Here is a 21,270-nt window from a genome sequence, read left to right as displayed (position 1 = left end):
CAGGCGCCGGCCAGGCACTCATTGGTGGCTTGCGCGCGGTGCGATGCATCCTGACCGAGCGGAACGCCGATGTGACGCAACCTGCGCGGTGCGCAGCCGGGACTGGCCGCCGGCCCCGATCCGGCCGCCCGACGTGGCCTACCGGCTCGGTGTGGACGTCGAGCCGCTGGACCTCACCGACCCCCGCACCGTGCGCTGGCTGGGCGCCTGCGTGCCGCCCGAGGTCGACGCCGTCACCCGGTTCGCCGCCGCCGTCGATGTGGCCCGCGCACACCCCGCGCCGACGATGCGCGGCGACCTCGTCGAGGTGCTGTCCGCCGAGGTCGACGAGGTCCCGGCGGACGCCCTGCTCTGCCTCATCGACACCTACGTCCACGTGTTCCTGCCGCCGGAGCGCCTGGCCGCGTTCCGGGAGGCGGTCACGGGGATCGGCCGCGACCTCGAGTGGATCTCGGTCGACCCGCTCGTCCCGCTGGGTCCGGCCGCGACCGGGACCGTGCAGGGCCTCGACGTACCGGCCGACTGGCTGCGGGACAACCGCGAGGGCGGCGTCTTCGGCATGATCGGTCGGGTGAGCGTCCGCGACGGCACGCGCAGGACGGAGGTGCTGGGCCGGGCCCACCCCGGCGCCGCCTGGCTGGAGTGGATCGCAAGGCCGGTCACGCATGCAGCTGGCTTCAGCGCGCCGCACCCCACAGCGGCGCAGTCCATCGACTCCCGTGCCGGTCCGGGCTGAGCCGACCCGGTCCCCGTCGACCGATCGCACCGCCTCACCGGAGCCATTGCCTCGCGGGTCGGCGGCCGAGAAGCTGACCCGCGAGGCGATGCCGCCGGGGCGCCGCCCGAACGGAGGTGGCATGTACGCCCGATCCACCAGCATCCGCGGCAACCTCAGCAACCTCGACGCCGGCATCGCCTACGTGCGCGACGAGGTGATGCCGACGGTCCAGAAGACCGACGGCTGCGTCGGCCTGTCCTTGCTCGCCGACCGCGAGAGCGGCCGGTGCATCGTCGCGACCTCCTGGGTCGACGAGCAGGCCATGCGCGCCACCGCCCACGAGGACCGCACCGTCCAGCACCGCCTCATGCACACGCTCGGCGGCGAGCACGCCGACGTCCAGGAGTGGGAGATCGCCGTCCTCCACCGCGAGCGCCCAGCCGGGGACGGCGCCGGCGCGCAGGTCACCTGGGCCCGCATCGCCCCCAACCACCTCGACGACCTGCTCGACGCCTACCGGCACAACCTGCTGCCCAAGCTCCAGGAGCTGCCCGGCTTCTGCAGCGTCAGCATGCTGGTCGACCGGCGCCTCGGCCGGACGGTCAGCGTCACCAGCTTCGAGAACCGCGACGCCGCGGGGCTGGTGCGCAAGCACGCGAGAGTCCTGCGCGAACAGTTCGCGCAGGCCATGGGCGCCAAGATCGTGGACGTCGCCGAGATGGACCTCGTCCTCGCCCACCTGCACGTCCCCGAGGCCGTGTAACAGCCCCTGAAGCGCAGAGCGCCCCGGCGACCGTGGTCGCCGGGGCGCTTCCGCGAGGTGGGTCAGCCTCCGGCCCCATCGACCACACCACCGCGACGTCCCGTCCCGCGACCGGTGCTGGAGTGGCCGCTGCTGCTCACGGGACGCCGGTGCCCCGACACGTGGCCCAGACCAGACCCCTCCGCGCGGCCGTCCTGTACAGCGGTTAACGTCTCTGCGGCAAGTGACCTAAGTCACTTGACAGATCCGACTCCGCGACAGGCAGGCCGATGCTCTACACCGCTTACGAGATGAACCGCCGGATGGGAGCGCCCGTCGTCGCGGCGTCCGAGTGGACCGCCCGCGCACTGCAGGGCCTGCCGGACCCGTGGGCCCGCACCCCGGCCGTCCGTCACGCGGTGGCCGCCTGCGACATCCTCGCCAACGCGCGTCCCACCCACCACCGCCCGGCCTTCGGCATCCCCACCGTGCCGGTCGGCGCCCGCACGGCGGACGTCTTCGAGCGCCCGGCCCTGAGGACGCCGTTCGGCACCCTGCTGCACTTCGCCAAGCCCTCGGTCGTCGGCCAGCCCCGCGTGCTCGTCGTCGGTCCCATGTCCGGCCACTTCACGACGCTCATCCGGCCGACCATCCGCACGCTGCTGTCCGACCACGACGTCTACGTCATCGACTGGCACAACGCCCGCGACATCCCCGCCGAGCACGGTCCCTTCGGACTCGACCAGTACATCGACCACGTGATGCAGGCCCTGCGCCACCTCGGCCCCGACACCCACGTCGTGGCCGTCTGCCAGCCCGCCGTCCCCGTGCTGGCCGCCGTCGCCCTGCTTGCGGAGGACGACGACCCGGCCCAGCCCGCCAGCGTCACCCTCATGGCCGGCCCGATCGACACCCGGATCAACCCCAACCGGGTCAACAAGTCAGCCACCGGCAAGCCGCTCTCCTGGTTCGAGCGCCGGGTCGTCGACACCGTGCCCAGCCGGTACGCGGGCGCCGGACGGCGGGTCTACCCCGGCGTCGTCCAGCTGACGGCCTTCATGTCGATGAACCCCCGGCGGCACCTCACCGCGCACGCGCGGATGTACCGCGACCTCGTCACCGGCAACGCGGCCAGGGCCGCGGCCACCCGCGCCTTCTACGACGAGTACGGCGCGGTCATGGACGTCCCCGCCGAGTTCTACCTGGAGACGGTCGGCCGCATCTTCCAGCAGCACGAGCTCCCCCAGGGCCGCTTCACCTGGCGGGGACGGCGCGTCGACCCCGGCGCCATCCGGAACACCGCGCTGCTCACCGTGGAGGGCGCGAACGACGACATCTGCTCCCCCGGCCAGACCGAGGCCGCCCACCGGCTGTGTACCGGGCTCCCCGAGGAGCGCAAGCGCCACCACCTGCAGGAGAAGGTCGGCCACTACGGCGTCTTCAGCGGCTCCCGCTGGGAGGCCGAGGTCTACCCCGTCGTCCGGGAGTTCATCACCTCCGCCCGCGCCGCCGTGCGGACGGCGTCCGGCGGCTGATGCCATCGGCGCGCTGACCGGCACCCGGACCCGCGGGCGACAGCGGCGGAGCAGGCCCGCTCGGCGGGGGATCACTGGTTGCCCTGGGAACCGGCCCGGCGGGACCCTCGGCCCCCCGCCCCGGGAGCCGACATGTCCCGCACCACCGCGGCAGCACTGGCCGTCCTGCTCACGGCCGCCTGCACCAGCGGGGACGACGACGTCGCGCCCGACGACCCCGCTCCTCCGCTTACGGCTGTCGTCGCCACCGTCGACCTCGACGAGGCTGTCGGCACGGACGTCGTCTTCTACGACCTCGCGCCCAGTCCCGACGGCGGGCCCGTGGCCCTGGTCGGCGCGGATTGTGCGGACCAGAACTGGCTCGTGCCGCTCGCCGGCGACGACGCCTCCCCCACCGTCCGCGCCATCCCCGCCGTCGACCCGGGCAGCGAGCTCGTCATCGCCGACGACGGCACGCCGCTCGTCGTCGGCACCGAGCTGACGAGGGTCGGCGACACCCCCACCGCCGTCCCGCTCCCCCTCGGCGGACCGCCGACCGCCGTCCTCCTCGACGGCGACACCCTCTACCTGGCCCACGACACCCGGCTCATCGCCGTCGACGCCATCACGGGCGCCGTCCGGGCCACCGCCGCCGTCCCCGCGCCCGTCACCCACCTCGCGCCGTCGCCGGGCGGCGGTCTCGCCGCACTCGTCGCCCAGCCGCGGGACGGCGGCACCGGTGCCCTCCTCGCCCGCTTCACCGCCGATCTCCGCCCGGACGGCGACCCGGTCGAGCTCGTCCCCGAGGGCAGCAGCACGCCGACCGGCCTGGAGGTGACCGCCGACGGCACCGTCGTCGCCGCGGTCTACGTCGGGGAGGCGCTCGAGACCGGTCGGCTGGTCACGGTCCCCGACGGCCGGGTGCGGACCGTGGCCGAACTGGAGGGCACCGACGACACCGCCTTCGACCTCGCCCTCGACCCCGGCGGCCGCGTCGCCTACGTGGTGCTGTCCGCCTCGTACCACCCGGCCGGGCTGACGGCGATCGACCTCGCCACCGGGGAGCCCCTCGGGACCGTGGCGCTGTGCGACGGCGTCGGCGTCTTCGGCGCGATCGCGCTCTCCGCCGACGGCAGCAGGCTCACCATCGCAGGCTCGTGCGTCACCGCTGACGGCTCTTCGACCACCGCCTTCACCATCGGGTGACCCATCCGGCCCCGAGGTCGGCGCGCCTGCAGGCGCCTCAGGGCCATCCGCCTCTGTCATCGCGGACGCCGTCGACGCCACGATCCGGACCCCCACCGGCTCGGGAGGTCGCCGTGTACCTCACCCAGGGGCTGCACCGCCACGTCCAGCAACGCGCGGACGAGGTCGCCACCGTCTGCGCCGGCCGCACCCGGACCCACGCCGAGTCGGTCGACCGGATCGCGCGGCTCGCCGGCGGCCTCCGGCAGCTCGGGATCCGGGACGGCGAGCGCGCGGCCATCCTGTCCCTGAACTCCGACCGCTATTCCGAGTTCCTCGCCGCGGCGTTGTGGGCCGGTGGCGTGGTCGTCCCGGTCAACATCCGGTGGAGCGTCCCGGAGATCGCCGACTCGCTCGCCGAGGTCGACGCCCGGGTGCTCGTCGTCGACGACGTCTTCGCGGGGTGCGTCGACGGCATCCGGTCGGCGCACGGCCGGCTGGAGCACGTCGTCCACGCCGGCGACGGCCCGACCCCCGACGGCATGCTCTCCTTCGAGCAGCTGATCCAGAGCTCCGAGCCGGTCGAGGACGCCCGCCGCGGCGGGAACCAGCTCGCCGGCGTCTTCTACACCGGCGGCACCACCGGCCGCTCCAAGGGCGTGATGCTCAGCCACGACAACCTGCTGACGTCGTCCCTGGGCGGGCTCGCGACCGACGACTTCCCGCCCGGCGGGGTGCTCCTGCACGCCGCGCCGATGTTCCACCTCGCCGCCTTCTCGACCTGGGTCACCGGCGGCGTGCTCGGCGGCACGCAGGTGATGATCCCGGTGTTCGACCCGGTCGCCGTGCTCACCGCCGTCCAGGAGCACGGCATCACCGACGTGCTGCTGGTCCCCACGATGATCCAGCTGGTGGTCGACCACCCGCGGGTCGACGAGTTCGACCTGAGCAGCGTCCGGCGGGTGATGTACGGCGCCTCGCCCATGTCCGACGCCCTGCTCGGCCGGACGATGAAGGCGCTGCCCAACGCCCGCTTCATGCAGGCCTACGGCATGACCGAGCTCGCCCCCGCGGCCACCGTCCTCCGGCCGGGCGACCACGAGGACCCGACCCACCGGCGCTCCGTCGGCCGCGCCGCTCCGCACGCCGAGGTGCGCGTCGTCGGCCCGGACGACGCCGAGCTGCCCCGCCGCGAGGTCGGCGAGATCGTCGTCCGCGGCGGCAACGTGATGCTCGGCTACTGGAACCGGCCGGAGGAGACCGCCGAGGCGCTGCGGGACGGCTGGATGCACACCGGCGACGCCGGCTGGATGGACGACGAGGGCTACGTGTACCTCACCGACCGCCTCAAGGACATGATCATCTCCGGTGGGGAGAACGTGTACTCCGTCGAGGTGGAGAGCGTCCTCGCCCAGCACCCGGCGGTGGCCACCTGCGCGGTCATCGGCGTCCCCGATGACACCTGGGGCGAGCGGGTGCACGCCGTCGTCGTCCCGGCGGCCGGCGCCGCCGTGACCCTCGAGGAGCTGCGCGCCTTCTGCGCCGACCGGCTCGCCGGCTACAAGGTGCCGAGGTCGATGGACGTCGTCGACGCGCTGCCGCTCTCCCCCGTCGGCAAGGTGCTCAAGCGCGAGCTGCGCGCGCCGTACTGGGCCGGGCAGGAGCGCGGCATCCACTGACCGCCCTGGTCGGCGCACTCTCCGCTCCGGACCGGGGACAGGGTGTCGGAGGCCTGGCACCTCGGCGACCGGCTCGGCTGGTCGACGAAGGCCGGAGTGCTGCCGCCCGCGCCAGGCATGGGTGGCTGACGGACCCCCCGGGGACGCCGGCGGGGGCGACCGGCCGGCCCCGGAGCGTCGTGTCCGGCCACGGCAACCGCTGACCCCGGTCACGGGTGGGACGACACGCCTCGCCGGGCCGGCGAGGCGTGTCGTCCCCTGCATGTCGGCGCTACGGTCCGCCGGTGACCTCCGAGGACGTCGGCCCGCCGCGGGGCCGCCTCGCCAGGACCGCCCGGCTCGCCGCGCTCCCCGCGGCGTACGCCGGGCGCACTGCCCTCGGCATCGGCAAGCGCCTCGGCGGCCGCCCCGCCGAGGTGGTCGCCGCGCAGGTGCAGCAGCGCACCGCCGAGCAGCTGTTCGCCGTCCTCGGCCAGCTCAAGGGCGGCGCCATGAAGGTCGGCCAGGCGATGTCGGCGATGGAGGCCGCGCTGCCCGAGCAGCTGACCGGCCCCTACCGCGAGGCGCTGGTGAAGCTGCAGGAGGCGGCGCCGACCATGCCGGCCGACCTCGTTCACGGGCAGCTCCGGGCGTCGTTCGGACCCAGCTGGCCGCAGTTGCTGAAGACCTTCGACGACCGGCCGGTCGCCGCGGCCAGCGTGGGGCAGGTGCACCGCGCCACCTGGTCCGACGGCACCCCGGTAGCGGTGAAGGTGCAGTACCCGGGCGCCGGCGAGGCGCTCGTCGACGACCTGGGCGTGCTGCAGACGCTGACGCCGATCGTGCAGGCCGCCGCGCCCGGCCTCGACGCCCGGCAGCTGGTCGCCGAGCTGCGCGACCGGCTGGTCGAGGAGGTCGACTACGTCCGGGAGGCCGACGCCCAGACGGCGTTCGCCGACGCCTACCGCGACGACCCGGACATCGCCGTCCCCGACGTGCTGGCCGTCGCAGGTCAGGTCCTCGTCACCCGCTGGGTCGACGGCACACCCCTGTCCCGGGTCATCGCCGACGGCACCCGGGACGACCGGGACCGTGCCGGTCAGTTGCTGGTGCGCCTGCTCGCCTCCGCGCCCGCGCGTGCCCGCCGACTGCACGGCGACCCGCACCCCGGCAACTTCCGGCTGCTGCCCGATGGCCGGCTCGGCGTCCTCGACTTCGGGGCGACCGAGGCCCTGCCGCACGGCTGGCCGGCCCGGCTGGGGCCGCTGCTCGCGGCCGGTCGGGACGGCGACGCCGCGACGCTGCACCGCATCGCCGCCTCCGCTGGACTGCTCCGGGCAGACCAGGTCTCCTCCGGAGCCCTGCTCGCGCTGCTCGACCCCTACCTGCAGCCGCTGCGCAGCCCGACGTACGAGTTCACCCGGGCCTGGATGCAGGAGCAGACCCGGCGCACCTCCGACCCCTTCAACGCCGCCTCCCGGACCCAGCGCCGGCTGACCATCCCGCCGAGGCACCTGCTGCTCCAGCGCGTGGCCGCGGGGCTGGCCGGCGTCCTCTGCTCCTTGGGCGCCACCGTGGTCGTCGACGTCGAGCTCCGGCGGTGGCTTCCCGGCTACGACGGGCCACCGCTCGGCAACGCCTGACGAGCAGTACTGCCGACGACGTCGGCGGATCCCTTGTGGCTATGATCGACCTGCGATATGTAGCCACAACGAGGGGGTAGCGATGAGCTCGGTCGGCGTCCGTGAGCTGCGGGACGGGTTGAGCCGGTTCTTGGCCGAGGTACGCGCCGGGCGCAGCATCACGGTGACCGATCACGGCCGACCGGTCGCCCGCATCGTCCCGGTCGACGAGCCCAGCCCGTTGGAGCGGCTGATCGCCGATGGGCTCGTGCAGCCAGCCCGCCAGCGGCAGCGGTCGGCACCTCGGCGCGTCAAGGCCTCCGGGCCGGTCAGTGACCTGGTCGCCGAGCAGCGCAGGTGATCGCCTACTTCGACACCTCTGCAGTGGTGCCGTTGCTCGTCGACGACGAGCCCGGGTCCGAGGTCTGCCTCCGGGTCTTCCTGCAGGCCGAGACCGTGGCGACCGTCCGGTTGACGTTCGCCGAGGTCTGCGCCGCGCTGGCCCGCGCGGCGCGACTCGGCCGACTGACCGCCGAGGCACACGACAGCGCACTGGTCGAGTTCGAGTCCGTCTGGGCCCAGATGGACGTCCTGGACGTGGATGAGGACCTCGTCCGCCAGGCCGGCGCGCTTGCTCGAACGCACGCCCTCCGCGGCTACGACGCCGTCCACTGCGCCTCGGGTCTGCGCGTGCGGAGCGCGACCACCGTGGGGCTGGCCGGCGACCGGCAACTGCTCGCCGCCTGGCACCGGGAGGACCTCCAGGCCATCGACACCGGGGCCTGACGGGGAGCGGTCGCCCGGCCTCGGATCGTCCGCGCTGGTCACGCACGAGGAGCACTCCGTCACTCGCTGATTGTCAGACCCTCGTCGATGATGTAACGGAGATGACCAGGACCGATTGCGTCGACATCACGGTCTGCACGAACGGTGAGTTGACGTACGACGAGATCGGTGGACACCTGCGTCCTTCGGGCACCGGATCCGTCGTGATCGACCTGACCCGGCTCCAGTTCATCGACCCGGCCGGACTGGTCAGCCTCGCCGTCGTCGCCGAGCGGGCCCGGCTCCTGGGCCGTGCCGTCTGTTTCCGCAAGCCCGAGGGCGGCGACGTCGCCAACTACCTCACCCGGATGCGGCTCGGCGAGCAGCTCGCCGGGCTCGACGTGGCCCACGACCTGCCCCAGGTGCGGGAGCGCCGGCTCGGCCACCGCCTCGTCGAGCTGCGCCGGTTCGACGGCGAGGCCGGGCTGGACACCGTGGCCGCGACCCTCGTGCAGAACTACGTCGACGACCACCCGGAGCTCGTCCAGCCGCTGTACGCCGCACTCGACGAGATGGCCCGGAACGTCCTGGAGCACAGCGCCCGGTCGCACGGGTACGTGGCGCTCCAGCGGTACGACAACGCAGGCGACCTCTCGTTCGCCGTCGGTGACAGCGGCATCGGCCTGCGTGAGCGACTCGCCGCGGTGGTCCCCGTGCCCGACGACCGGACGGCGATCGTGCGCGCCGCGCAGGTGCACGTGACCTCCATCGGCCGCCCGGGTCGCGGGCGCGGGATCAGCAGGGTCATCGGCATCACGGGGGAACACCGCGGGAGCGTGACGCTGATGAGTGGAGCGGCCAGCGGCACGTTCCGGGGCGGTCACACCGTTCCCGAGCTGACGGATCTCCCGGCGTCCTATCCCGGTACGCTCGCCCACGTGCGCCTGAGCCTGTGAGGAGGTCGATGACCGTGCCTGCTGTCCTCCCACCGATCGAGGTCCCGCAGCTGAGCGGCGGCCGCGAGCGCGCCCGTGCCCTGGTCGACGGCCTCGCGGACCGCATGTCCGGCGCCACCATCGTGGTCGACTTCCGGCGGATGGTCGCCGGGACGCCGTCCTTCGCCGACGAGCTCGTCACCCGCGTGCTCGTCGACGGTGGCGCCGCACTGCTCCGCGCGGAACACGTCACCCGGGAGTTCGGCGAGTACCTCCTCGAGGCCGCCCGCGACCACGGCGTCGCGGAGCGGCTGGAGACCGTCTGACGGCACTCAGTCCGTGGCGCGGACGGCCTCGCCGGTCACCCGCATCGCCGTCTCCCACGCCTCGGCCTCCGCCGCGGCGGTGGCCGAGTCGTCCCCCTGGAACCAGGGCAGGGCGACCACCTCCCACGCCAGGGCGGCGTCCCGGGCGGCGGACGACGACACGCGGTGCGCCAGCATCTGGTACCTGGACCGGGCGGCCGCGAGCTGCATGTCCGTGGCCCGCGAGGGCAGGATCTGGATCCTGTCCCGCACCAGCGCCGCCCGGTAGTCGGCCATCGCGCCCTGCAGCTCGATCAGCGTCTCGCGCTCGAACTCGCGCCACGCGCGTTCCCGCTGGTCCTGCCGTGCCCGCGCCGCCGCGCGGGCCTTGAGGGACTCGGCCGTGGCCTGGGCGGCGACCGTGAGCAGCCCGCCGGCCACCACGCCGATGAACGCCCACACGGCAGTGCTCACCGCTCCCCCTCACTCACCCTGAGTACAGGCTAGGGCCGGGGGACGACAGTCTCCGGCGTCTGCACGCGTCTTGACGGAGCCCTCCCCCGGCGGGACCGTCGACCCGCTCCAGCCCCGGAGGGAGGCCGGCATGCAGACCCGGTTCACCGAGCTGGTCGGTTGCACCGTCCCCGTCCAGCAGGCCCCGATGGGGACGATCTCCTCACCGGACCTCACGGTGGCGGTCGCCGATGCCGGTGGCGTCGGGACGGCCAGCGCGCTCGGCCTCCCTCCGGAGCTCCTGCTCCGGCGCCTGGAGGACGTGCGCCGGCGCACGTCCGGCGTGCTGTCCGCCAACTTCACCAGTGAGGACGTCGACGAGCAGGTGCTCGTGGCCGCCGCCGAGCGGGTGCGGCTGGTCGACTTCTTCTGGGCCGAGCCCTCGCCGCGGCGTGTGGAGCTGGTCCACCGGTCCGGAGCGCTCGCGGGGTGGCAGGTCGGCTCGCTCGCGGAGGCGCGTGCCGCGGTGGACGCCGGTTGCGACGTCGTCACCGTCCAGGGGGTCGAGGCCGGTGGCCACGTCCGCGGCGCCACGCCCCTGCGCCGCCTCCTCGACGAGGTGCTCGGCGCGGTCGACGTCCCCGTGCTGGCGGCCGGCGGGATCACCGACGGACGGGCCTTCGCCGAGGTGGTGGCGGCCGGTGCGGACGGCGCCCGCATCGGCACCCGGTTCATCGCGACCGTCGAGTCCGGCGCGCACCCGGCGTACAAGCAGGCCCTCGTCGACGCCGCCGGCGACTGCACCGTCATCACCGACGCCTTCGCGAACTGTCCCCTCTGCGCCACCAGCCCGCGGGCCCGGGTGCTGCGGGCCGCGGTGGAGCGGGTCGCCGAGCTGGGCGACGACGTGGTGGGGACCGCGGTCATGGGCGGCAAGCAGGTTGCCGTGCCGCGGGGGTCCGGCCTCCCGCCCGTGGCCGGTTTCGAAGGTCACCTGGACGCGACGGCCATGTACGCCGGGGCCGGCGTCGGCTCGGTGACCGGCATCCGTCCGGCCGCGGAGGTCGTGGCCGAGCTGGTGGCGGAGCTCGAGCGGCGGCTGCCTGCCGCACGCCGGAGCGGCGTCCGCTGAGCGCCGGGCCGGCCGACCGATCGCGCGGGAAGCGTCCCCACCGCCGCCGTCCGGCTCAGCGACGGCCCTCGCCCGAGACGGAGCTGGTGGCGCCCGAGCTCGACCGGGCGGCTTCGTACGGACGGCGCCCTCGGCCGGACGCGAGATGGTCGGAGCTCAGGTGAGCAGGCCGCGGATGTCCTCGGCCGTCAGCGGTCCGGCCAGCGCGCCGCCGTCGTCCAGCACGCGGGCGAACAGGTCGCGCTTGCGCTCCTGGAGCGCCATGACCTTCTCCTCGATGGTCCCCGCGGCCACCAGCCGGTACACCATCACCGTCTTGTCCTGGCCGATCCGGTGCGCCCGGTCGACCGCCTGCGCCTCCACCGCCGGGTTCCACCACGGGTCCAGCACGAACACGTAGTCGGCCTCGGTCAGGTTGAGCCCGAACCCGCCCGCCTTGAGGCTGATCAGGAACACCGGGGCCCGCCCGCTGCGGAACTCGTCGAGCCGTCGCTGCCGGTCCCGGGTGCGCCCGTCGAGGTAGGCGTAGGGCAGGCCGTGGGCGTCGAGCCGAGCGCGCACCGTGCCGAGGAAGCCGGTGAACGAGCTGAACACCAGCGCGCGGTGACCCTCGGCGACCACCTCCTGCAGGTGCTCGAGGAAGGCGTCGGCCTTGCTCGACCGGATGCCGGCGTAGACCTCGTCGACCAGCGCCGCGTCGAGGGCCAGCTGCCGCAGCAGGGTCAGCGACCGGAAGATGGTGAACCGGTTGCGCTGCAGGTCGTCGACGAGGCCGAGCACCTTGCGCCGCTCCCGCTGCAGGTGGGTGTCGTAGACCTTGCGGTGTCGCGGGTTCAGCACCACCTCGAGCACCTGCTCCTGCTTGGGCGGGAGCTCGGCGGCGACCTGCTCCTTGGTGCGGCGGCGCACCAGCGGCCGGATGCGGCGGCGCAGCGCGGCCAGCACGTCGGCGTCGCCGGCCTTCTCGATCGGCGTCCGGTAGTGCTCGGTGAACCGCTGCGGGCTCGGGAACAGCCCCGGCGCCACGATCGACAGCATCGACCACAGGTCCATCAGGTTGTTCTCCACCGGGGTGCCGGTGATCGCCAGCTTGAACCGGGTAGGCAACCGCCGCGCGGCGGCGTAGGTCTTGGCCGCGTGGTTCTTCACGAACTGCGCCTCGTCGAGCACCAGCCCGCTCCACGGCAGCGCGCGGTAGTCGTCCTCGCCGAGGCGCAGCAGCGTGTACGAGGTGACCACCAGGTCGGCGCCGTCGACCGCCTCGGCCAGCGGCATGCCGAGCTTGCGGCCGGTGGCCTCGATGGTCCGGACGACGAGGCCGGGCGCGAACCGCTCCGCCTCGCGCGCCCAGTTCGACACCACGCTGGTCGGGGCCACCACGAGCACCGGCGCGGTCAGCTCGCCGACCTCCTGGGCCCGGCACACCAGCGCCAGCGTCTGCAGCGTCTTGCCCAGCCCCATGTCGTCGGCGAGCACGCCCCCGAGCCCGGCGTCCCACAGCACCGAGAGCCACTGGTAGCCCTGCAGCTGGTAGGGCCGCAGCTGCGCGGCGAGCCCGGCGGGCGGCGCCGGCGGCTCGGCGGCGTCGACGTCCAGCAGGGCCCGGACGTCGCGCGCCCACCGCTCGCTCTGCTCGGCCACCACCCCCAGCTCCACCAGCTCGTCCCACAGCCCGGCCTGGTACCGGCTGATCCGCAGGCCCGGCCGCTCGGCGTCCTGCAGCGCCCGCGCCTCGTCGATCAGCCGGCGCAGGCGGTCGAACACGGGACGGCGGATGTCGAACCAGGTCCCGCTGGGCAGCACCAGGTGCGGGTCGCCGGCGGCCAGCGCGGTGAACAGCAGCGCGAACGGGATGTCCTCGCCGTCCACCGTGACGGTGACGCCGAGGTCGAACCAGTCGGCGTCCGGCCCGTCCGTGGCCGAGACCTGCACGACCGGGGCCGCGTCGGTGTGCCGGTAGTCCGCGGGCTCCCCGGTCACCTCCACCAGGACGCCGGCGTCGGCCAGCCGGGGCAGCACCTCGGTCGTGAGGACGACGGTGTCCATGCCGGACAGCACCGCGGTCGGTGCCAGCCGCCGGTCGGGGCCGTCCTGCCACAGCCGGGGCAACCGGTCCGCCGGCAGCGGCAGCGACCGCACCAGCCGCTCCTCCGCGGCGACGTCGCGGCCGGGATCCGCAGCCTCCGCTGCCAGCGGCACGTGGCGGACGTCCGCGCCCGTGCGGTACCGCACCGACCAGCTCAGCCGGGCGCGGTGGTTCCCGGTGTGCTCGACCTGCAGGTGCAGCTGCGGGGGCAGCACCTCCGGCAGCTCCACCGAGCCGTCGGAGGAGCGGACCGGCAGCGCGCGGTGCAGTGCCGGGTAGAAGCCGGTCAGGAAGCGCGCGCGGTCGGCCGCGGGCACGCGCAGCGAGCCGGCGGTGAGCAGCTTCCCCGCGCGCCGGGGAACCGGCTGCACGGGCACCAGCAGCAGTCCCCGCTCCGGCACCAGGTCCGGGGGCAGCACCGGGTCGCCGGGCAGCAGGACGGCGCCGTGCGGCGGGGTGCCGAGCAGCCGGACCGCCCCGGCGGGGAGGCAGACGCCGGAGCCCAGGTCGACGACGGGCTCGATGCGCAGGTCGGCGTCGCCGTCCCGGCGCAGGTCCACGGCGAGCGTCGCCGGCTCCCCGGCCACCCGGACCGCTCCGCCGCTGGGGGTCACGAGGGTCACCCCCTCGTCCACGACCTGCTGCAGGGCCGGCCACAGCGCGGGGCCGAACTCCTCGAGCAGCACCGGCGCGTCCCCGTAGCCGTAGTACGTGGGGCCGTCGTCGGTCACCTGGTGGGCGCGGTGCAGCGCGCGCAGCGCGGCGGCGTGCGCCGGATCGCACCGCGTGTAGTAGTCGTACTGCAGGGACCGCCAGGACACCCCGGTGCGGATCCAGCGACCCTTGGCGCCCGGCACGACCGGGCGCAGGCGGACGGACGGGCCGCCCGATCGGGTTGGCTCCACGTCGAACTGCAGGCCGAGCGGGGCGCCCGTCCGCTGCGCGGACGGGGCGGTGGACGGCACCAGGTCGGCGAGCGCCGTCTCCCACTCCGGAGCGCGGGCCGCGGCCGTCGGCGGCGGGCCGTCCAGGGCGTTGCGGCCGGTGATGAGGACGGCGGCGACGTGCTTGCAGTCCGCGCCGACCGGGCAGCTGCACTCCCCCCACCAGCGGGCGCTGCCGGCGTCGTAGGCCGCGACGGTCCGGTACCGGCGTCCCCCGCTGCCGATCACCGTGGCGTCGAACTCGCCGAGCGCCGGGGACCAGGCGACGTCCGAGACGCGCCCCTCGCTCGCGTAGGCCGCACCGCGGCGGAAGGTCTCGTGGCCGACCGACCGGCGGATGACCGAGTCGGTGAGCGCCGGTCGCAGCTGGTCCAGCACCCGTCCGAGGCTAACCGCCGCCAGGGTCGTGGGAACCGTTCGTCCACAACCGTCCTCCACGCCCGCGGGTCCGCTCGCAGCCGCGCGGGAAGTCGGCGAGGGCTGCCCGCGGACCTCAGCCTGAGCTGCGAGAACTGTCAGCGGTGCTCGCTACCGTGCGGGCATGAAGGACGGCGGATCACGACCTTCGCCCGCGGCTGGTCCTCCACCCTGCTGCCCGACGGCCGGCTCGTCGTCCGCACGCCGTCGGGGGTCGCCCGGACCACCCGCCCGCCCGGCTGGTGCCACGACCCCGAACCCGACCCGCCCTGGCTCGAGGACCTCGCTCCACCCGACCCGCTCCGCCTGTGACGGGCTCATCCACCGCCGCTCCTGCCGACATGTCGACCTGTCGAGACGCCGCCCTGTCCACCTGGCGAGCCCCGGGCCATGAACCCGCTCGCGCTGCCGCGCACCGCGCCCGGCAGGGGCCCGCGCGAGATCCCGCACGGCCGGCCCCGAACGCACAACACCCCCGGCGACCGTCGTCGCCGGGGGTGTTCGCGCTGGTCCTCGCTCAGACGCCGGCGGGCACGCGGTCGGCCGGGCGGCGGCGGGCACCGAGCACGGTGCGGGCGAGGCGCATCGGCCCGGTGTCCCACGGCCGGAGCCCGTCGCCGGCCGACTCGGCAGCCGGCGCGGCAGCCGCCAGCTCGGCAGCTCGGGCTGCGGCAGCCCGCTCGGCCCGGGCGGCCGCCTCGGCGGCCTCCCGGCGGGCGACGATCGCGGCCTTCTGCCGGTCGATCCGCTCCTTCTCGGCCATCACCAGCATCTCCTCACGGGCCGCCGCCACGGTCAGCCGCGACTCCTTCTGCAGCTCCTCGATCTCCACGTCCCCGGAGTCCCGCAGCGCCGCGAGCTTGTCGTACGCCGACGGCGGGCCGAAGTTCAGCAGCAGCTTCATCAGCACGGGGAGGATCTCGATGCTCATGAACAGCAGCGACAGCATCAGCTGCGCCGCGGCCAGGGTGGCGTTGCGGTCGCCCAGCCGGTCGAGGGCCTCCAGCCGCGCCAGGATCCCGTCGGCGTCCTCGACGGTCGCATCGAACGCCGTCTGCAGCCGGGTCTGCTCCGCGGTCAGCCGCTCCAGCTCCGCCCGGTCGGTCTCCAGCGACGCCGACGCCAGCTGGGCCGCGCGCCCCTCCGCCGCCGAGGCGGCCTCCGTGGCGGCGTCCAGAGCGGACCGCGCCGACGCGACCACCGCAGCCTGAGCGTCCGCCGCCGCCCGCGCCTCGACGTACGCCTGGCCCGTGCCGGCGTCCCCGGTGCCGCAGGTGCCGTCCAGCTCGCACTGCGCCTTCGCCTCGAGCTCCCGCTGGGTCGCCAGCGCCGCGTCGTAGGCCTGCTGGGCCGCCGTCGCGTCGCCCTGCACGACCGCGACCTGCGGGTCCGCGACACCACCGGAGGCCACGATCGACTCCTGCAGCGCCACCCGCTCCCGCAGCTCCGGCAGCCCGGCGAACCGGGCATCCTCCTCGAGCGACGAGCGGTAGGCGTCGGCCGCCTCCGCCTGCATCGCCTTGACCTCGGTGTCGATCTCCGAGGAGAACACCTGCAGCGTCAGCGGGGTCGCGATCACCGCGCCCAGGATGAGCGCCAGCCCCACCCGCGGGACGGCGAGCACCACGTTCCGCTTCAGCGAGGCGTCGTGCGCCATCCCGACCAGCAGCATCCGGTCGAGGTTGACCACGACCGCGCCCCAGCCCAGGCCGACCAGCAGCGCCAGCGGCCACCACACGCCCAGCGCCATCGCGACGGCGAACGCCATCGAGACGACGGCCAGCCCGCCGGTGCTCAGCAGGACGCCGCCCAGCGCCACGAACCGCGGCCGCGAACCGGGCGCCGCCTCCAGCAGGTCGGGGCGGGCGCCTCCGAGCACCGCCAGGCCATCACCGAGTCGTCGCTGCCATGCCGCCATACCGAGCCACTCCCGCGACGACGGGGGTAGAGAACAGTCCGTCGTCTCCCCCGGCTCATCGGCACCCATCCGCTGCGTCCGGACGAGCCAGTCACACGCGCCCCAGCCGCGTCACGGACCGCCCGCCCGAGTTGCCGTGATCACAGCTCCGGCGGAGGCTCGGCGTCTGCCGACCCCGGAGCCGACATGCCCCGCGTCCGCCGCGCCGCCGCGGTCCTCGCCGTCGTCCTGACGGCCGCCGCCTGCACGGGCAAGGGCGACGCGGGCCCGGACCAGCCCACCGGCCCCGCCCTGCTCGGCACCGTCGACCTCGATGCCGCCGTCGACGGCGACGCCCGCCTGCTCGACCTCACCCCCAGGCCCGGCGGCGACCCGGTCGCCCTGCTCGCGGACGGCGGCACGCGCGGCTGGCTGGTCGAGGTCTCCCCCGGCGAGGACGGCCCGACCGCGACGACGCTGCTCGAGCTGCCCGCCGTCGGGGACGACGCCGAGCTCGCCGTCCTCACCGACGGCTCGTTCCTGGTCGCCGGCACCGGCCCCACCACGGGGTACCAGCTGCTCACCGTCCCGCCCGACGGGCCGGCCACCGTCACCGCCCTCGGCCTGCGCCCCGACCGCGCGGCCACCGCCGTCTCCCTCGACGGCAGCACGCTCTACGCCGCGCTCGCCCTCCCCGGCGCCCCGTCCCAGCTGCTCGCCGTCGACCTGGCCGCCGGCGTCGTCACGATGACCGCGCCGGTCGTCCCCGAGGGCACGGTCACCGCGCTCGCCCCGCGTCCGGACGGCGGCCTCGCGGCGCTCGTCGAGACCGCGGACGGGCGCGCCGTGCTCACCGCGTACGACGACGACCTGCTGACGGTCGGCGCGCCGGCCGACCTCGCCCCCGACGCCCCGGTCGGCGCGCCGGCCGACGTCGACGTCACCGCCGACGGGACCGTGGTCGCCACCCTGCACGTCGGCGCCGGCCGCGAGCTCGGGCGGCTGGTCACCGTGGTGGACGGCGCGGTCGCGGACTCCGTCCAGCTGGACGGCGTGGGCGACTCCGCGCTCGACGTCGTGGTCTCCCCCGACGGCAGCTCCGCCTGGGTGCCGCAGGCCGACCTCTCCTACCCCGCCGAGCTGGTCACCGTCGACCTGGCCAGCGGGGAACGGGTCGCCACGGTGGCGCTGTGCGCCGGCGCCGCGGTGCTGGGCCACGTCGCCCCGATCGGCGCGGATGCCGGGCTCCTGGCCACCGGCTCCTGCGTGGACGGCGACGGCCCGCAGGCCACCGCGTTCCTGGTCGGTTGAACGCCCACGACCTCTGATGCAGAGCGCAGCCCGTTCATGAGAGGTCACGTCCGTGGCTGGATGGCGGGACGCGGTCTGGGAGCACTCAGACCTCGACATGGTCCCGCGCGGATCGGCTCTTCGGCCCCGTCGCCGGGCGCCGAGTGTTGATCATGGGACTGTTGCCGGTCTGCCCGGCTTGTCTGCCCGTGTCGCCGGCAACGAGCCCATGATCAACACGGGTGGACCGTGGCGCTCAGGTCAGCCCTTCATCGAGCGGACGACCAGCGCGGCGGCCCCGTAGGCCAGCGAGCTGGCGACCGCGCGCAGCGTGGTCGCCCGGCCGGCCTGCGCAGCCGCCGCCAACGCGGTCAGCGCGTCGATCGCGTTCATGCCGGCCACCACGGCCAGCCCGCGGTTCGTCTCCTCCTCGGTCTGCGCGCTCAGGGCCAGGACCGAGATCGCCAGCGCGTGGCTGCCGAACAGCCGCTGCAGCTGCAGGCCGGCCGGGGTGACCGGCACGCCGTAGGTCGCGGCGACCACCCTCGGCGCGACGACGCTGACCAACCCGAAGGCTGCTCCCGTGGCGCCCAGCGCCCGTGCCAGCTGCTGCTTCGACATCCCCGCGACCGTCGTCGCCATGGCGAACCCCTCCCGGGCCGGCCCGGACGGCTCGGCTCACCGTCTGCGGGGAGTCAACCAGCAACGCCGTCCGGTCGCAGCGCACGCCGGCGGCTACCGTCGCGCCATGACCGCCGACCCCGGCGTCGCGCTCGCCCACCGCCCCACGTCCTGGGGCGTGATGCGCAGCCGCACGGTGGGCACGCCAGGCGCGGGCGTCCCCGAGGTGGTCGTCGTCCCCGGCCTGGCCGTCGCGGATTACCTCCAGCCGGCACTGTGCGCGCTCGGCGCCTGGACCCGCGCCCACCTGGTCGAGCTGCCCGGCTTCTCCGGGAGCGGCGAGCCGCCGCACCCGCTGGACGTCGCCCAGTTCGCCGACGCCGTGGTGCAGTGGCTCGAGGGCAGCGGCCTCCACCGGGTCGTGCTCGCCGGGCACTCCAGCGGCACGCAGGTGGCCGCCCGCGTCGCGGTCCGCCGTCCGGACGTCGTGCGGGCGCTCGTCCTGGCCAGCCCCACCATGGACCCGCGGTTCCGCAGCACGCGCCGGATCCTGCTGGCCTGGCGCCGCAACCACCCGCTGGAGCTGCCGAGCCTCGACCAGCAGCACACCCGCGAGCGGCAGCGGGCGGGCTGGCGGCGCGTCCGGCACGCGCTCACGGTGCACCTCGCCGATGCCCTGGAGGACGTCGTCCCGCAGGTGCCGGTCCCGGTGCTCGTGCTGCACGGCGACCAGGACCGGTTGTGCACCGACGAGTGGGCGCGCGAGCTCGCCGGGCTGGCCCCGGACGGCCGGTTCCGCGCCGTGCCCGGCGCGCACAGCTTCGTCTGGACGACGCCGGACGCCTGGTCCGCCCCGATCGAGGAGCTGGCGCGAGGACTGCCGTGACGCCCGAGCAGCACCGGCGAGTGGCCGCGCGGCACACCGCTCGAGGACCTCCGCCACCTGTGCCGCGACCGAGCGGCTCACTACGGTCGTCTCATCCGCCTCTGGGAGGAGGTCGCCATGAGCCAGACATCCGCCACCAGCGTCGAGACGGTCAAGGGCATCTACGAGGCCGTCGCCCGCGGGGACCTCGGCGCGGTCACCGGTGCCCTGGACGAGAACATCGAGTGGTTCGAGGCGGAGGGGAACCCCTGGCACCCCGGCCACGCCTTCGTGGGCCCGCAGCAGGTCGTCGACGGTGTCTTCGCCAGGATCGGCGAGGAGTTCGAGGACTTCCGAGTCGAGCCGCGCCGCTTCATCGAAGCCGGCGACACGGTGGTGGTCGAGGCCCGCTACCACGCGACGAGCCACCGCGCGACCGGCAAGCCCATGGATGTGCAGGTCGCGCACGTGTGGGACCTCCGGAACGGCAAGGTGGTCCGCTGGCAGCAGTACGTCGACACCCGGCAACTGGCCGACGTGATGGGAGTCAGCGCCTACTGACCGCGGGGCGCCACGGTCCGCCGGCGCCCCGGCCCGAGGACGGCAGAGCCCCCTCGGGCGCTGCGGATGGCCCGACTGTCCGCGCTCTTGAGCTGTCCGAGCGTCGCGAACATCTGCTCGGCGGTGCGCTGCTTCACCTGGCCCGCAACGGCTACAGGAGGGCTACATTCGTAGCATGAGGGTCGCATCCCGTGAACTGCGCAACGACACGGCCGGCGTTCTCCGGCGGGCCGGTGCCGGCGAGTCCGTGGTGATCACCGTGAACGGCGAACCGGTCGCCGAACTGGGCCCCGTGCGGCCGCGACGCTCGCACTGGACGGCCCGCTCGGTGTTCCTCGAGCGGCTGGAACGGGCCCAGGCCGACCCGGACCTGCACGGCGAGCTGCTCGCGATCTCCGGAGACACCGACGAGCTGGGCCCCGTCCGGTGAGCCGTGGCCTCCTGGACACCAGCGTCTTCATCGCCCGCGAGGGGCGGGGCCTGGACGCGTCGGCCCTGCCCGACGAGGTGGCCGTCTCCGTCGTCACCTACGGCGAACTCCGCGCAGGCGTCCTCGCCGCCTCGGAGCTGTCAGTGCGATCCCGCAGACTGACCACCCTGCAGACGGTGGCCGACATGCACCCCGTACCGATCGACACGGCCGTCGCCGACGAGTGGGCCCGGCTCCGGCTCCTCCTGGCTCAGGCCGGCCGCCGGGTGAACGTCAACGACATGTGGATCGCCGCGACCGCCCTTGCGCTGCGCGTGCCGGTCGTCAGTCAGGACGCCGACTACTCCGCCCTCGCGGGGATCAGCGACCTGCAGGTCATCCCCGTCTGACCCACCACCGCCTGGACCGCCCGCCGTCCGCGTCAACGGGGGACTCAGGTCGGCGGCCGCCAGGCGGGGTCGCGGCCGGTGAGGGCGAGCAGCCGGTCCAGGAGCGGTGCGTCGTCGGGCACGGGCACCGGCGGGCCGAACAACCCCGGCGTGGGCCCCTCGGCGGCGGCCTGCGCCGCGAACTCGGTGCACGCGGCCACCGACGCGGGGTCGGCCGCGTAGTGCTGCCCGGTCGCGACGGCGAGGTCCCAGCCGTGCACCAGCACCTCGTCGAGCGCCACGATCGCCGTGACCGGCGCGGGCATCACCACGCCACCGGCCTCGGCGGTCCCCTCCCACGCCGACGGCCGCTGCCACGCGGCGACCAGCGCGTCGAGTTGCGCGGGCAGCCGGGTGCGCCATTCGGCCGGCAGGTCGTCCGGCGACGCTGAGGGCTGACCGAGCGCCGGCGTCTTTTCCGCGGCCATCCGGAACGCCGTGGTCAGGCCCACCACGTGCGCGAGCAGCCCCGCCACCGGGGTGCCGGCGCACGGCGTGGGGTCGCCGAGCTGGTCGTCGCGGATGCCGGCCACCACCCGCGCCACCTCGGCGGCCTGTGGACCGAGGTCGAGCCGTGTCGTCTGCATGGAGGACAGACCGTCCGGCGGCGCGGAAGTCAGCGGCGTGTCGGCGCGTGTTCTGCTGGCATGATCCGCTCAACGAGACGCTCACGTTCCGGTATGTCGCTCCGTACTGAACCGG

General features: G+C 74.7%; 21 protein-coding genes. 16 read left to right on the top strand and 5 right to left on the bottom strand.

Annotated features, from left to right (window positions below; all coding sequences use genetic code 11):
* Positions 1-88 precede the first annotated feature (88 nt).
* From ACI78Z_RS07900 to ACI78Z_RS07855, 10 genes are all read left to right on the top strand, one after another.
* On the top strand, positions 89-736 hold the full coding sequence (locus tag ACI78Z_RS07900; RefSeq protein WP_457035973.1) for a DUF2332 family protein: 648 nt from the start codon (positions 89-91) through the stop codon (positions 734-736).
* A gap of 121 nt (positions 737-857) precedes the next feature.
* Entirely contained in the window at positions 858-1,481 is a 624-nt protein-coding gene (locus ACI78Z_RS07895) for a hypothetical protein (protein ID WP_457035972.1), read from the top strand.
* Between the two features lie 269 nt (positions 1,482-1,750).
* On the top strand, positions 1,751-2,995 hold the full coding sequence (locus ACI78Z_RS07890; RefSeq protein ID WP_457035971.1) for a polyhydroxyalkanoate depolymerase: 1,245 nt from the start codon (positions 1,751-1,753) through the stop codon (positions 2,993-2,995).
* 132 nt (positions 2,996-3,127) lie between these two features.
* Positions 3,128-4,180: a hypothetical protein gene (locus tag ACI78Z_RS07885; RefSeq protein WP_457035970.1), complete on the top strand. Its 1,053-nt coding sequence runs from the start codon at positions 3,128-3,130 to the stop codon at positions 4,178-4,180.
* 113 nt (positions 4,181-4,293) lie between these two features.
* Positions 4,294-5,838: an acyl-CoA synthetase gene (locus ACI78Z_RS07880; RefSeq protein WP_457035969.1), complete on the top strand. Its 1,545-nt coding sequence runs from the start codon at positions 4,294-4,296 to the stop codon at positions 5,836-5,838.
* A 284-nt stretch (positions 5,839-6,122) separates the two neighbouring features.
* A complete protein-coding gene (locus tag ACI78Z_RS07875; protein WP_457035968.1) occupies positions 6,123-7,460 on the top strand; it encodes an ABC1 kinase family protein in 1,338 nt (445 codons plus the stop codon).
* Positions 7,461-7,542: 82 nt separating this feature from the next.
* Complete coding sequence (locus ACI78Z_RS07870; RefSeq protein ID WP_457035967.1) at positions 7,543-7,800, top strand: type II toxin-antitoxin system Phd/YefM family antitoxin; 258 nt, start codon at positions 7,543-7,545, stop codon at positions 7,798-7,800.
* Positions 7,797-8,225 carry a type II toxin-antitoxin system VapC family toxin gene (locus tag ACI78Z_RS07865; RefSeq protein WP_457035966.1) on the top strand — a complete coding sequence of 143 codons (429 nt, stop codon included), beginning with the start codon at positions 7,797-7,799 and terminating at the stop codon, positions 8,223-8,225. Before ACI78Z_RS07870 ends, ACI78Z_RS07865 begins: the two co-directional genes overlap by 4 nt.
* Before the next feature lie 101 nt (positions 8,226-8,326).
* Positions 8,327-9,160 carry a hypothetical protein gene (locus ACI78Z_RS07860; RefSeq protein ID WP_457035965.1) on the top strand — a complete coding sequence of 278 codons (834 nt, stop codon included), beginning with the start codon at positions 8,327-8,329 and terminating at the stop codon, positions 9,158-9,160.
* Positions 9,161-9,168: 8 nt separating this feature from the next.
* The gene (locus ACI78Z_RS07855) at positions 9,169-9,465 is read left to right on the top strand and encodes a hypothetical protein (protein WP_457035964.1); all 297 of its coding nucleotides are present in this window, start codon (positions 9,169-9,171) and stop codon (positions 9,463-9,465) included.
* A gap of 6 nt (positions 9,466-9,471) precedes the next feature.
* On the opposite strand, the gene ACI78Z_RS07850 is transcribed toward ACI78Z_RS07855, so the two are convergent.
* Positions 9,472-9,918 (bottom strand): hypothetical protein, encoded by a 447-nt coding sequence (locus ACI78Z_RS07850; protein WP_457035963.1) that lies wholly within the window; start codon positions 9,916-9,918, stop codon positions 9,472-9,474.
* 130 nt (positions 9,919-10,048) lie between these two features.
* Here ACI78Z_RS07850 and ACI78Z_RS07845 point away from each other — a divergent pair, with 130 nt between their 5' ends.
* Entirely contained in the window at positions 10,049-11,029 is a 981-nt protein-coding gene (locus tag ACI78Z_RS07845; RefSeq protein ID WP_457035962.1) for an NAD(P)H-dependent flavin oxidoreductase, read from the top strand.
* Between the two features lie 156 nt (positions 11,030-11,185).
* On the opposite strand, the gene ACI78Z_RS07840 is transcribed toward ACI78Z_RS07845, so the two are convergent.
* Entirely contained in the window at positions 11,186-14,437 is a 3,252-nt protein-coding gene (locus ACI78Z_RS07840; RefSeq protein WP_457035961.1) for a DEAD/DEAH box helicase, read from the bottom strand.
* 556 nt (positions 14,438-14,993) lie between these two features.
* Positions 14,994-16,394, bottom strand: a complete 1,401-nt coding sequence (locus tag ACI78Z_RS07835) for a DUF4407 domain-containing protein (RefSeq protein ID WP_457035960.1) — start codon at positions 16,392-16,394, stop codon at positions 14,994-14,996.
* A gap of 186 nt (positions 16,395-16,580) precedes the next feature.
* Here ACI78Z_RS07835 and ACI78Z_RS07830 point away from each other — a divergent pair, with 186 nt between their 5' ends.
* Positions 16,581-17,684, top strand: coding sequence for a hypothetical protein (locus tag ACI78Z_RS07830; protein WP_457035959.1), 1,104 nt, complete (start codon positions 16,581-16,583; stop codon positions 17,682-17,684).
* A 240-nt stretch (positions 17,685-17,924) separates the two neighbouring features.
* Here the strand turns inward: ACI78Z_RS07830 and ACI78Z_RS07825 are convergent, their stop codons facing one another.
* Positions 17,925-18,305 carry a hypothetical protein gene (locus ACI78Z_RS07825; RefSeq protein ID WP_457035958.1) on the bottom strand — a complete coding sequence of 127 codons (381 nt, stop codon included), beginning with the start codon at positions 18,303-18,305 and terminating at the stop codon, positions 17,925-17,927.
* A 106-nt stretch (positions 18,306-18,411) separates the two neighbouring features.
* On the opposite strand from ACI78Z_RS07825, the gene ACI78Z_RS07820 reads away from it, so the two are divergent.
* The 4 genes from ACI78Z_RS07820 to ACI78Z_RS07805 all read left to right on the top strand — a co-directional run bounded on the left by ACI78Z_RS07820 (position 18,412) and on the right by ACI78Z_RS07805 (position 20,529).
* A complete protein-coding gene (locus ACI78Z_RS07820) occupies positions 18,412-19,170 on the top strand; it encodes an alpha/beta fold hydrolase (protein ID WP_457035957.1) in 759 nt (252 codons plus the stop codon).
* A 117-nt stretch (positions 19,171-19,287) separates the two neighbouring features.
* Complete coding sequence (locus ACI78Z_RS07815; RefSeq protein WP_457035956.1) at positions 19,288-19,710, top strand: nuclear transport factor 2 family protein; 423 nt, start codon at positions 19,288-19,290, stop codon at positions 19,708-19,710.
* A gap of 175 nt (positions 19,711-19,885) precedes the next feature.
* Entirely contained in the window at positions 19,886-20,140 is a 255-nt protein-coding gene (locus ACI78Z_RS07810) for a type II toxin-antitoxin system Phd/YefM family antitoxin (protein WP_457035955.1), read from the top strand.
* Positions 20,137-20,529: a PIN domain-containing protein gene (locus tag ACI78Z_RS07805; RefSeq protein WP_457035954.1), complete on the top strand. Its 393-nt coding sequence runs from the start codon at positions 20,137-20,139 to the stop codon at positions 20,527-20,529. The genes ACI78Z_RS07810 and ACI78Z_RS07805 overlap by 4 nt, the downstream gene beginning before the upstream one ends.
* A 44-nt stretch (positions 20,530-20,573) precedes the next feature.
* On the opposite strand, the gene ACI78Z_RS07800 is transcribed toward ACI78Z_RS07805, so the two are convergent.
* Positions 20,574-21,155, bottom strand: a complete 582-nt coding sequence (locus tag ACI78Z_RS07800; protein ID WP_457035953.1) for a TIGR03086 family metal-binding protein — start codon at positions 21,153-21,155, stop codon at positions 20,574-20,576.
* Between the last annotated feature and the right edge of the window lie 115 nt (positions 21,156-21,270).

Source organism: Geodermatophilus sp. SYSU D01176 (assembly GCF_054050015.1).
This window is presented reverse-complemented; position numbering and strand designations above follow the sequence as displayed.

Coding starts and splice junctions, on each gene's coding strand:
- ACI78Z_RS07870 (WP_457035967.1), top strand. CDS start 7,543: ATGAGCTCGGTCGGCGTCCGTGAGCTGCGGGACGGGTTGAGCCGGTTC.
- ACI78Z_RS07820 (WP_457035957.1), top strand. CDS start 18,412: ATGACCGCCGACCCCGGCGTCGCGCTCGCCCACCGCCCCACGTCCTGG.
- ACI78Z_RS07800 (WP_457035953.1), bottom strand. CDS start 21,155: ATGCAGACGACACGGCTCGACCTCGGTCCACAGGCCGCCGAGGTGGCG.
- ACI78Z_RS07885 (WP_457035970.1), top strand. CDS start 3,128: ATGTCCCGCACCACCGCGGCAGCACTGGCCGTCCTGCTCACGGCCGCC.
- ACI78Z_RS07815 (WP_457035956.1), top strand. CDS start 19,288: ATGAGCCAGACATCCGCCACCAGCGTCGAGACGGTCAAGGGCATCTAC.
- ACI78Z_RS07845 (WP_457035962.1), top strand. CDS start 10,049: ATGCAGACCCGGTTCACCGAGCTGGTCGGTTGCACCGTCCCCGTCCAG.
- ACI78Z_RS07825 (WP_457035958.1), bottom strand. CDS start 18,305: ATGGCGACGACGGTCGCGGGGATGTCGAAGCAGCAGCTGGCACGGGCG.
- ACI78Z_RS07810 (WP_457035955.1), top strand. CDS start 19,886: ATGAGGGTCGCATCCCGTGAACTGCGCAACGACACGGCCGGCGTTCTC.
- ACI78Z_RS07860 (WP_457035965.1), top strand. CDS start 8,327: ATGACCAGGACCGATTGCGTCGACATCACGGTCTGCACGAACGGTGAG.
- ACI78Z_RS07890 (WP_457035971.1), top strand. CDS start 1,751: ATGCTCTACACCGCTTACGAGATGAACCGCCGGATGGGAGCGCCCGTC.
- ACI78Z_RS07855 (WP_457035964.1), top strand. CDS start 9,169: ATGACCGTGCCTGCTGTCCTCCCACCGATCGAGGTCCCGCAGCTGAGC.
- ACI78Z_RS07895 (WP_457035972.1), top strand. CDS start 858: ATGTACGCCCGATCCACCAGCATCCGCGGCAACCTCAGCAACCTCGAC.
- ACI78Z_RS07830 (WP_457035959.1), top strand. CDS start 16,581: ATGCCCCGCGTCCGCCGCGCCGCCGCGGTCCTCGCCGTCGTCCTGACG.
- ACI78Z_RS07835 (WP_457035960.1), bottom strand. CDS start 16,394: ATGGCGGCATGGCAGCGACGACTCGGTGATGGCCTGGCGGTGCTCGGA.